Origin of the sequence: Xenorhabdus koppenhoeferi, assembly GCF_900116635.1 — a bacterium.
GTDB lineage: Bacteria > Pseudomonadota > Gammaproteobacteria > Enterobacterales > Enterobacteriaceae > Xenorhabdus > Xenorhabdus koppenhoeferi.
This window is the reverse complement of the sequence record NZ_FPBJ01000031.1, coordinates 24,366-35,694: the sequence shown is the minus strand read 5'-3', so window position 1 is coordinate 35,694 and position 11,329 is coordinate 24,366. Positions and strand designations below refer to the sequence as shown.

Annotated in this window: 8 protein-coding genes; 5 read left to right on the top strand and 3 right to left on the bottom strand. The window is 43.9% G+C overall.

Features of this window, described 5'->3' with window-relative positions; all coding sequences use genetic code 11:
- Nucleotides 1-869, top strand: an 869-nt coding sequence (locus tag BM329_RS10730) for an IS3 family transposase (RefSeq protein WP_143101237.1), incomplete at its 5' end; no start/stop codon positions are given.
- Nucleotides 870-962: 93 nt separating this feature from the next.
- Here the strand turns inward: BM329_RS10730 and BM329_RS10725 are convergent.
- On the bottom strand, nt 963-2,999 hold the full coding sequence (locus BM329_RS10725; RefSeq protein WP_092552849.1) for a choline transporter: 2,037 nt from the start codon (nt 2,997-2,999) through the stop codon (nt 963-965).
- Nucleotides 3,000-3,209: 210 nt separating this feature from the next.
- Between BM329_RS10725 and betI the strand changes: the two genes are divergently transcribed.
- From betI to BM329_RS10705, 4 genes are all read left to right on the top strand, one after another.
- Nucleotides 3,210-3,806, top strand: a complete 597-nt coding sequence (gene betI / locus BM329_RS10720) for a transcriptional regulator BetI (protein ID WP_092552847.1) — start codon at nt 3,210-3,212, stop codon at nt 3,804-3,806.
- Nucleotides 3,807-3,845: 39 nt separating this feature from the next.
- Nucleotides 3,846-5,324, top strand: coding sequence for a betaine-aldehyde dehydrogenase (gene betB / locus BM329_RS10715; protein ID WP_092552844.1), 1,479 nt, complete (start codon nt 3,846-3,848; stop codon nt 5,322-5,324).
- Between the two features lie 27 nt (nt 5,325-5,351).
- Entirely contained in the window at nt 5,352-7,034 is a 1,683-nt protein-coding gene (betA, locus tag BM329_RS10710) for a choline dehydrogenase (RefSeq protein ID WP_092552841.1), read from the top strand.
- Between the two features lie 760 nt (nt 7,035-7,794).
- The gene (locus BM329_RS10705) at nt 7,795-9,402 is read left to right on the top strand and encodes an AMP-binding protein (protein WP_092552838.1); all 1,608 of its coding nucleotides are present in this window, start codon (nt 7,795-7,797) and stop codon (nt 9,400-9,402) included.
- Nucleotides 9,403-9,600: 198 nt separating this feature from the next.
- Here the strand turns inward: BM329_RS10705 and cobT are convergent, their stop codons facing one another.
- Nucleotides 9,601-10,692 carry a nicotinate-nucleotide--dimethylbenzimidazole phosphoribosyltransferase gene (gene cobT / locus BM329_RS10700; protein ID WP_092552835.1) on the bottom strand — a complete coding sequence of 364 codons (1,092 nt, stop codon included), beginning with the start codon at nt 10,690-10,692 and terminating at the stop codon, nt 9,601-9,603.
- On the bottom strand, nt 10,670-11,314 hold the full coding sequence (locus BM329_RS10695; RefSeq protein WP_092552832.1) for an adenosylcobalamin/alpha-ribazole phosphatase: 645 nt from the start codon (nt 11,312-11,314) through the stop codon (nt 10,670-10,672). Before BM329_RS10695 ends, cobT begins: the two co-directional genes overlap by 23 nt.
- Between the last annotated feature and the right edge of the window lie 15 nt (nt 11,315-11,329).

The following is an 11,329-nucleotide window of genomic DNA, read 5'->3' as shown; positions in this document are numbered from 1 at the left end:
GCTACTCGTTGATCACACGGCTGAGCGCCCAATGGCCGGTCACGGAACTCTGTCAGGCATTTAAGGTGTCACGCAGCGCCTATTACGATTGGCGGGAACGTCCTGTCGATACAGAACGTCTGCGGCTGCGCATCCGGACCCGTGAATTGTATAACCAAAGTCGGGGGGCCATCGGCAGCCGCTCCCTGAGCCACTTGCTGACCCATGAGGGCACACCGGTTGGGCGCTGGCTGGCTCGCCGGCTAATGCAGGAATGCGGCCTGCAAAGTCGTCAGCCGGGGGCCCACCGTTATCGTCCACCGGGGAAAGAGCACGTGGCGTCGCCGGATTTTTTGCAGCAGCATTTTGCCCCGGCCAGCCCAAATACCCGGTGGTGCGGGGACATCACGTACATTCGTACGCAGGAAGGTTGGCGTTACCTCGCGGTGGTGATGGATTTATTTTCCCGCCGCGGGGTGGGCATGGCCATCTCTTCCTCACCGGATGCAAAGCTGGTCTGCCGTGCCCTGAGTCATGCCCTGGAAACGCGCCCTATTGAAGGCCGGCTGATTTTTCACTCCGACCAGGGAAGTCAATACAGTAGCAAAAAGTTCCGCCGCTTACTTTGGCGAAACCAGATTATCCAAAGCATGAGCCGCAGGGGCTGTTGCTATGATAATTCGCCGATGGAACGGGTATTCCGGAGTCTGAAAAGCGAATGGGTGCCACCGGAAGGCTATCAGGATATGCATGACGCGATGAGGGATATCACGCAATATTTGGGCGGATATTATAATTACATTCGTCCCCATAGTTTTAATGGAGGCATTTCTCCCGTTGAATACGAAAAGCAATGGGAGAAGGCTAAAATGGTGTCCGGAAGTTCTTGACCGCTACAGCCCTGACATTAACTCTCTGTTTCGATAAAAATCGCCTGTTTTATATATAATTACAGGCGATTTTTTATTATTCAACATTAACTTTTAGCTCGGAAATATCAATGTCTGTCCCGGAGATTCCCTATTCAGATGAATAAAATTCAGGTGTTTTTCATAATGGTCAAGAATGTCACTGATAATCTGCTCTTTTGTGTAATCCATTAAATCATTTCCTTGAGTTCCTTCCATCAAAAATGTTTCTAATCGATAATAATAGGATTTACCCGACCTTGCCCGATAGGTAAACCCGGGTACTGAGTAACGTTGCGGCCAGATTTGATAAACAAAATTCTGTTCATCCCCCAAATCAACAATCAACTCAAGTGGATTCAATCGCTTATCTTCTTTCGGGAGCAAAGCATTAAACTGAACCCTTGCACCACTCACCACCAATTCTTTCGCGACTTCCAGCATAGCTGGGCGACACACCGTATCTAACATTCGTTGTGTGTTTTTTGTCCCCGGAAAATGCATCATGCGGCTTAAACGCTGTTTCCAATTCAATGAACCATTGTCATGTACGAGAGTAGGTGACGTATTTTGCAATGAACTGGCTTTGCGGAAATCTTCTACCCGCAAAGATTTATATAACCCTGCCATCACAAAAAAGATCACAAAACTAAAAGGTAATCCCATTATAACTGTCATATTTTGCAAAGCAGAAATGCCATCAGTCATTAATATACCTAATGTTAATACCCCAATAGCTATAGACCAGAAGACTCTTAACCAATTAGGAGCATCATTATTGATATCACTGAGATTGGACGTGAAATTACCCAAGACCAATGAACCCGAATCTGCTGATGTCACATAAAACAGCAATCCCGTGATTGTGGCAACAGATGCACTGAACGTGAAGGCAGGATAAAGTGCCAACAAACCATAAAAACCTTGTTCTGGATGTTGCAGCACAGTCTCAGCCAATTGACGATTACCGTGAAGGATTTCATACAATACACTGTTACCAAAAATAGAAAGCCATAACAGGGTAAAAACAAATGGAATAACCAGTGTCCCCATAACAAATTGACGAATGGTTCTGCCACGGGAAATACGTGCCAGGAACAATCCAACAAACGGCGACCAAGCCACCCACCATGCCCAGAAAAATAACGTCCAACTATTCATCCATTCAGTCGGGCGTTCAAATGCAAAGCTATTCAGCGTCATTCCCATGAATCGGCTAATATAATCTCCAACATTCTGCACCAATCCGTTGAGCAGGAACTCGGTATCGCCCACAAACAAGATAAACAAGACAAGCCCCAGAGCCAGCAATACATTCAATTCGGACAGAAAACGAATCCCCTTATGCACACCAGAAGTGACAGAAATAATTGCCATCACCACGGACAACAATATCAAACCGCCCTGAACTTCTAAGCCTTGCGGTAATCCGAAAAGCACTTTCAGGCCGTAATTCAACTGCACCACCCCAATTCCCAACGTGGTTGCAATCCCGAAAATCGTTCCTATCACTGCCGCAATATCCACAGCATAACCAATGGGACCTTTTATGCGATCACCAAAAATGGGATAAAGTGCTGAGCGAATGGTCAGGGGCAGATTGTAACGATAACTAAAATATCCCAGCGCAATACCCATCAAAGCATACATAGACCAGCCCGTCAGGCCATAGTGGAACAGCGTCCACACCATCGCCTGACGGGCTGCTTCTATCGTTTCTCCTTGACCTGTTGGCGGCCGCATATATTGCGTCACCGGTTCTGCCACTGAGAAAAACATCAAATCAATACCTATCCCGGCAGCAAACAGCATGGCGGCCCAACTAAGCAGGCTAAATTCCGGTTTGGATTGTTCAGGTCCTAATTTAATGGCACCAAAACGGGAAGCAGCAACAAAAATAACAAATACGATATAAAGCGTCGCAGCCAGCAAATAGTACCAACCAAAGGTTTTAGAAACCCAATTCAGCGTATTTTTTATCCAGATACTTGTCGCATCAGTAAAAAAAATCGTGAATAGCGAAAAAATAATAATCAGTCCAGCAGAGAAGAAAAAAACGACAGAATTTAGCGTATCCTTCTGAGTGTTTTTTGGACTGTCTGGTGTGTTCATAGGCAGTTCCTGAAATTAATAGGGGTAAAAAAATATAAAAAGAATAATTGATATAATCACATGAATTAAAAATAAAATTTGAATAACATTGAATAATTCAGATTCTGCATTGTAAAAATATTGTAATAAAACATATTTAATTTTGATTGAACATTCAATTAAAAAAAAGTTTAATACTCGCCTAATGATTGATTTTTTGAGCCTAAAATCATGCCAAAAATTGGAATGCAGTCGATAAGAAAACAACAGCTCATTGATGCAACATTAATTGTTGTCAATGAAGTTGGAATGCAGGAAGCAAGTATTGCGCAAATAGCCCGAAAAGCAGGCGTTTCCAACGGGATTATCAGCCACTACTTCAAAGATAAAAATGGGCTACTGGAAGCCACCATGCGTTATCTGTTGAATCAACTGGGCATGGCAGTAGCACGTCGATTGCGTCTGCTTGACAACGCAACTCCCGCGCAGCGGCTAAAAGCGATTGTCGAAGGAAACTTCGATTCCAGCCAAATCAGCAGCGCAGCAATGAAAACCTGGCTGGCATTTTGGACAAGCAGTATTCATCAGCCCAACCTGTATCGTTTACAACAAGTTAATGAACGCCGTTTGTATTCCAATATCTGCGTTGAATTTAGACGTGTTCTACCCAAAACAGAAGCTCGCCTGGCAGCTCAGGGGCTTGCAGCATTGATTGACGGTATTTGGTTAAGAAGTGCATTAACCAGCAAGCCCTTTGATATTGACGGGGCTTTCAAAATCACCATCGATTATATCGAACATAAACTCGGTTCATCTCATATAACCTGAGTTCAAGCCGACGAATAGATAGACTCTTAAGGAGAATCTATGACCCATTTTGGATTACAGAAACTTTATATTCATGGTGCTTATGTTGATAGCATCATTTCTGACATCAAGACTTTTGATGCAATCAATTCCGCCAATGGTGAGATTATTGCTCAATTTCAGTCCGCAACAGAGCAGGATGTTGATCTGGCTGTCCAGAGTGCTCTTCAAGGACAGAAAATTTGGGCAGCCATGACAGCAGTGGAACGTTCCCGGATCTTACTCAAGGCAGTGAATATTTTGCGTGAGCGCAATGATGAACTGGCTGAACTGGAAACACTGGATACCGGGAAACCACTTTCTGAAACCCGGCAACTTGATATTGCTTCTGGTGCTGATGTGTTGGAATATTATGCAGGTTTAATCCCTGCCCTTGAAGGGCAGCAAATTCCATTGCGTGAATCTTCTTTTGTATATACACGTCGAGAGCCACTGGGTGTTGTGGCAGGCATTGGCGCATGGAACTACCCTATTCAAATCGCTCTTTGGAAATCTGCACCCGCACTGGCTGCCGGTAATGCAATGATTTTCAAACCCAGTGAATTCACTTCTCTCACTGCGCTAAAATTAGCTGAAATTTATACCGCTGCCGGTTTGCCTGATGGCGTGTTCAACGTCCTGACTGGCGCGGGTCATGAAGTCGGGCATTATCTGACAACCCATCCGAAAATTGCCAAGATATCTTTTACCGGCGGCACTGTCACCGGTAAAAAAGTCATGGCAAATGCGTCCAGTTCCACCTTAAAAGAGGCCACAATGGAGCTGGGTGGCAAGTCCCCCCTGATTATCTTTGATGATGCAGATCTGGATCGCGCAGCTGATATTGCGATGATGGCAAACTTTTTCAGTTCAGGTCAGGTTTGTACTAACGGAACACGCGTTTTTATTCCCAAAGCCATGCTCTCACAATTTGAAGCCAAAATTCTTGAACGTGTTAAACGCATCCGTATTGGTTCACCTCTCGATCCCAATACCAATTTTGGCCCATTAGTGAGTTTCCCGCATATGGAATCTGTTTTACGCTATATCGAAAGTGGTAAAAAGACCGCTGCCCGCTTGCTTTGTGGCGGTGAGCGTATGCAGGAAGGAGCATTGGCAAAAGGCGCATTTGTTGCACCAACGGTATTCAGTGACTGTACCGATGACATGCTGATTGCACGGGAGGAAATTTTTGGCCCTGTCATGTGTATCCTGACTTACGAGACGGAAGATGAAGTCATTACGCGGGCCAATAACACCCATTACGGCTTAGGTGCCGGATTAGTGACAAAAGATCTTTCTCGTGCACACCGTGTGATCCATCAACTGGAAGCCGGAATTTGTTGGATCAATACGTGGGGCGAATCTCCAGCTGCCGTGCCTGTCGGTGGTTATAAACATTCTGGTGTAGGCCGTGAAAACGGACTGGTGACACTGCAAAATTACACACAAACCAAATCAATACAGGTGGAACTGGGCGACTTTGAATCCCTATTTTAATCCATGACTGAAACAGAGGAGATAACAATGGTATTTGATTACATTATTATCGGTGCTGGTTCAGCGGGTAACGTGCTTGCAACCCGTCTGACAGAAGATCCCAAAGTAACCGTCCTGTTGTTGGAAGCGGGCGGGCCGGATTATCGATTCGACTTCCGTACTCAAATGCCAGCAGCGCTGGCATATCCCTTGCGAGGAACCCGTTATAACTGGGCTTATGAAACCGATCCTGAACCCCATATGAATAATCGGCGCATGGAATGCGGTCGCGGCAAAGGACTGGGAGGATCTTCACTGATTAACGGTATGTGCTATATCCGTGGCAATGCGCTGGACTTTGACAATTGGGCGATGCAGCCCGGTCTGGAAGAGTGGACTTATCTTGATTGTCTGCCCTATTTTCGTAAAGCGCAGTCACGGGATATCGGCGCAAATGACTATCATGGCAATGAAGGTCCTGTCAGTGTCACAACCCCTAAAACTGGAAATAATGAACTTTTTCACGCTCTGGTCGAAGCAGCTATCCAGGCCGGTTACCCACGTACTGATGATCTGAATGGTTACCAGCAAGAAGGTTTTGGACCAATGGATCGCACTGTCACTCCTGATGGGCGCCGTGCCAGCACCGCACGTGGTTATCTGGATCAAGCGCGATCACGCACTAATCTCACTATCATTACCCATGCGCTGACAGATGTCCTCAGATTTGAAGGAAAAACAGCTGTTGGTATCAATTTTTATCAAGGCAATAGTTCAACTGCCACGACGGCCAAAGCATGCAAAGAAGTGTTACTTTGTGCCGGCGCTATCGCTTCCCCACAGATTTTGCAACGCTCAGGTATTGGTTCTGAAAAAATCTTGAACGAACTTGGCATTCCGGTTGTACAAGTATTACCGGGAGTCGGTCAAAACCTGCAAGATCACCTTGAAATGTATTTACAGTATGAATGCCTCAAACCCATCTCTCTTTACCCTGCCTTAAAATGGTATAACCAACCTCAAATTGGGGCTGAGTGGTTATTCAAAGGCACGGGTATTGGTGCCAGCAATCAATTTGAAGCGGGTGGTTTCATTCGTACCAGTGAAAAATTTGCCTGGCCGAATATTCAATTTCACTTTCTGCCCGTTGCTGTTAATTACAATGGCAGCAATGCAGTTAATCAGCATAGCTTTCAGGCTCACGTCGGTTCCATGCGCTCACCAAGCCGTGGTCGGGTAAAAATTAAGTCGCGGGATCCACGTCAGCATCCCAGCATTTTGTTCAATTATATGTCGGCGGAGCAAGATTGGCAGGAGTTCCGCGATGCTATTCGCATAACACGGGAAATCATGGCACAACCCGCGCTCTCTCCTTACTGTGGACGGGAAATCAGTCCGGGCGCTGAAATTCAGACAGATGAACAGTTGGATACATTTATTCGCGAACATGCCGAAACGGCATTTCATCCATCATGCAGCTGCAAAATGGGAACAGACGAGATGGCAGTTGTGGACGGTCAAGGGCGTGTATACGGCGTTAAGAATTTACGTGTTATTGATGCTTCCATTATGCCAGGCATCATTACCGGAAATTTGAATGCCACAACAATTATGATGGCAGAAAAAATCGCCGACAGAATTCGGGGAATAGCTCCCTTGCCCCGCAGTCAGGCCAAATATCACATTGCCAACAACACACCTGCCCGTCAGTTGATGAAAGACAACTGTTAATGAATTCTAATGGCGGCAGTTAATCATCCAGTTGGCTGAGAACGGCTAACAGCTGAAAAAATATCCCAGTCCTGTGAACGATTATCTAACATTTAGAGGTATTCACTGGAGCTGGGATTTTGGGGGTTAATAAGAATCTGAGTCTATTTTGTCCGTGGCTTTCAGGATCTCAATAAAACGACAGTAAATTTCCAAATCACCTTCAACCAGATCATCCAATATTTTCTCTATTATGAGTGGCTTAAAAAAGACACCATCTTCATAATAGTGATATGTTCAAGTTATGAGGCTTCGTTACTCCTCTCCGCGCAAAGAGTAAGGAAACGTTCTGCAATTTTGGAATGCTATTTATAAGATGATAGAGTGTTCTGCCAGATTAAATGTAATTTTTCAGTCTATTTTCAAATTGTTAACCAATCAATCTCAATAAATAAAATAAACATATTAAAAAATATAAAACACGGCGGAATATTTGAATGAAAACTTGAAATGGGAATATAAAATAAATTGATAAAAAAATTCATTATGTATTATTAGGGAATAATCCTACACCCAATGAATTTAAATTAATATACCTGTCGTCTTTCAAGTTGCAGCTTTGTTGGCTGCGCTCACTCACCCCAGTCACATAGTTAGCTATGCTCTTGGGGGTTCATTCCCTTGCCGTCGCGCTGCGTCTTGAAATCCATTGGGTATATGACATTGCTTATCCCATTGCTACCTATTATTTTCAACAACATAACAAAATAAGGTAAAAAATATGAATCGTGATAATTCATTCTTAAATGAGTATGATGGCACTGCATTATCACCTATTTTATTTCTCAAAAGAGCTGTTTTAAGCAATGGTGATAGCATTGCCATTATTGATGGAAAATATCGTTGGACTTGGCACCAATATGCCAGACGATGTGAAAGAATCGCGATCTCATTACAACAAATGGGAGTTGAAAAAGGAAACGTAGTAACAGCCATTTTACCTAATATCCACGAATTACTTGAATTGCATTTTGCTGTCCCTTTAGCTGGTGGCGTTCTCAATGCTCTGAGCACCCGGACAGATTCAGCAACATTAAATTTTGTCTTTGAAAAACTAAGCCCCCAGGTATTAATTCTTGATAAGAAATTTATTTCCCTATTAAACAATACTTCTTTCAATAATCTAATTAAGATAATTATTGTTGATGATAATAGTTCAGTCACTCCAATATTTTTACCTGAACACGAACTTATTCATTATGAATCACTAATAACCGGATACACATCAAAGAGCTTATCATTTATTCAAATTAACGAGCAGGAAGCTATCAGCATTAATTCAACTTCGGGTACCAGCGGGCAACCCAAGCTGGTGGTCTATTCTCACCGAGGGGCCTTTCTTAATACCATTTCAAACATTTTGGATTGGGATATGCCCAAAAACCCTATTTATTTATGGACACTCCCCATGTTTCACTGTAATGGATGGTGTTTTCCATGGACGATTGCCGCGCGAGCCGGAACACATATCTGTATGAAAAAATTTGATGCAGAAGAAGCCATTGAGCTTATACAGGAACATAACGTAACTCACTATTGCGGTGCACCGATTGTGCACTATTCTTTAGGAAAAATGGCTCAAAAGAATGGAAAACATTTTAATGGTCTCATTGCTGGCCTGATTGCCGGTGCCCCACCAACGGAAATGATGTTTTCTCTGTTAGATGACGTTGGCATCACAGGGACGCATGTTTATGGTCTCACCGAAACTTATGGGCCTGTTGTGGTTTGTGAAAATAAGCCTGAGTGGAAAAATCTGCCAAAATCAGAAATGATATTAAAGAAAATGCGCCAAGGAATTGTTTCCAATTTACAGGGGCAAGTTAGCGTTATTGATGAAGAGAGCAGATTAGAAGTTCCTTTTGATGGTAAAACCATTGGAGAGATTGCTATCCGTGGAAATATTGTCGCTTCTTACGATCCTGTACGTCATGTTACACCAGAGACCACCAGCCAATGGTTTTACACCGGGGATTTAGCGGTCGTTGATCCTGATGGTTACATAAAAATCATTGATAGGAAAAAAGACATTATTATTTCCGGAGGTGAAAATATTTCCAGCCTTGAATTAGAAAATGCACTATCCAGTTATCCGGGGGTTTTAGCCGCAGCTATCGTCGCGAAGCCTGATCCCTACTGGGGGGAAGTCCCTCACGCTTTTATTGAGCTTAATGAAAATGTGTTTGTAACGGAACGAGAGCTGAACGACTATATTTGTACGATAGTTGCCCGCTTTAAACGACCAAAAGGATATACCTTTTTAACGTTGCCCCGTAATATCAATGGCAAAATAATAAAAGAGCAGTTGAGAAAACAAGTTAAAAATTAATCTCATAAGACAAATATACCCGATGGATTTCAAGTTGCATCGCGACGGCAAGAGAGCAAATCCCCGGGAGCATAGATAACTATGTGACCGGGGTGAGTGAGCGCAGCCAACAAAGAGGCAGTTTGAAAGACGAAGTGTATAGAACCAAACTTGGTTCTGGACAACAGGCTAGTATTGTAAGCCTTGGCAATAAAATGTTTAAATTGATTTATAGTTTAAAGGCCGCGCAAAGCGCGGCTTTTTTGGCGTTGGTAAATTAATACCACTATTTGCCAATTGCCCCATATGGCAATACATCGCACAAGCGGCATCAATCAAAGACATGGCAATAGCGGCACCGCTACCTTCGCCAAGACGCAAATCTAAATGCAAATAAGGTTGCAAGTTCAAATGCTGCAACGCCAGCGCTGCGCCTTTTTCTGCCGACATATGAGAAGGAATAAAATAATTCCACACAATAGGCGATAACTGACAAGCCGCCAGGGCCGATGCATAAGACAAAAAACCATCAAGTACAATGGGTACACCGGAAGCGGCGGCACCCAAAATAACTCCCGTCATTCCGACCAAATCAAACCCTCCCACTTTTGCCAATACATCAAGGGCGTTGTTACGATCCGGCTGATTGACTGCGATGGCTTGCCGAACAACAGATTGCTTATGTCTCAAACGTTCAAGGGGTAAATTAGCGCCCAATCCAACTACATCACATGGATCACACTCTGTCAGAACACTGATCACTGCCGCCGCTGCGGTGGTATTAGCGATCCCCATTTCCCCCACGCCAAACACTTCCACTCCTGCTGCGACGCGCTGCTGCACTAACTGTGCACTTGCAAGCAATAACATTTCAGCTTGTTCATAATTCATTGCAGCTTCCTGAGCGATATTGCCGCATCTCCGCGCAATTTTCAGAGATAACAACTGTTCGATCGGTTCACAGTCAATGCCAATATCTACAGGCAAAACGCGAGTGCCACTGTTTTTCGCCAGTACACACACCCCCGTCAATCCTTTCAGCATATTGTGGGCTTGTATCGCAGTGACGTTTTTAGGTGAAATAGCAACCTCTTCGTCATACACACCATGATCGGCACACATCACAATGATCTCTTTTTGCAGGTTTCGCAGTTCACTGATGCCTGACATGCCGGATAATTGTATCGCCAACGTTTCAAGCCGACCCAAACTTCCCAATGGTTTAAGTAAACGGTCAATGTGTTGCGACGCTTTGTTCATCTTCACCCGATTCAGGGGCTGAATTGCATTAATCAATGAGTTGAGAGTCATATTCATCCTTAGAACAATATTCCATCTGAGAATTAAATACATTCAAGGTAATAACTCCGGCATGATTATCAACAATACTGTAAGTCCCCTGCTGAAAGGGAAAAGACCACATGGCTTCTGTAGGTAATTGCAGTAATTTAACAAGAAGTAATCCCAAAACTCCCTGATGCGCAACAATCAAGTAATTTGCCGTGGCTATGGAAGAACGCAATACTTCGGTGTACTCCTCAACCCGTTCTGCGAAATGTTTGAACGATTCGCCTCCAGTCGGGCAACCATTTTGCCAATCCGCCAACCAGTGTGACCAGGCCAGTGGATCTTCTTTAGCAATGTCTGCATGATGACATAGTTCCCATGCCCCAAAATCCAACTCATTGAGACGATAATCGCTATTTATCTTTGGTAGAGAGAGTATGCTTGACGGAGAAATGATTTGTGCAGTTTGTATTGCCCGTTTCATTTCACTACAGTGAATGGACCGGAAGGTAATGTTTTTCAGCGAGTCTGCGATTTGCTGTGCTTGATTTATGCCTGTTTGTGTTAAGGATAAATCGGTTTTACCACAAAAAACTCCATCAATATTGGCTTGTGTCTGCCCATGCCGAACGAGAAAAAACCGCATCTGATTATTTTCTCC

Bases quoted from the DNA above. Each gene is read 5' to 3' on its own strand.
- BM329_RS10725 (WP_092552849.1), bottom strand. From the start codon at position 2,999: ATGAACACACCAGACAGTCCAAAAAACACTCAGAAGGATACGCTAAAT.
- betI (WP_092552847.1), top strand. From the start codon at position 3,210: ATGCCAAAAATTGGAATGCAGTCGATAAGAAAACAACAGCTCATTGAT.
- betB (WP_092552844.1), top strand. From the start codon at position 3,846: ATGACCCATTTTGGATTACAGAAACTTTATATTCATGGTGCTTATGTT.
- betA (WP_092552841.1), top strand. From the start codon at position 5,352: ATGGTATTTGATTACATTATTATCGGTGCTGGTTCAGCGGGTAACGTG.
- BM329_RS10705 (WP_092552838.1), top strand. From the start codon at position 7,795: ATGAATCGTGATAATTCATTCTTAAATGAGTATGATGGCACTGCATTA.
- cobT (WP_092552835.1), bottom strand. From the start codon at position 10,692: ATGACTCTCAACTCATTGATTAATGCAATTCAGCCCCTGAATCGGGTG.
- BM329_RS10695 (WP_092552832.1), bottom strand. From the start codon at position 11,314: ATGCGGTTTTTTCTCGTTCGGCATGGGCAGACACAAGCCAATATTGAT.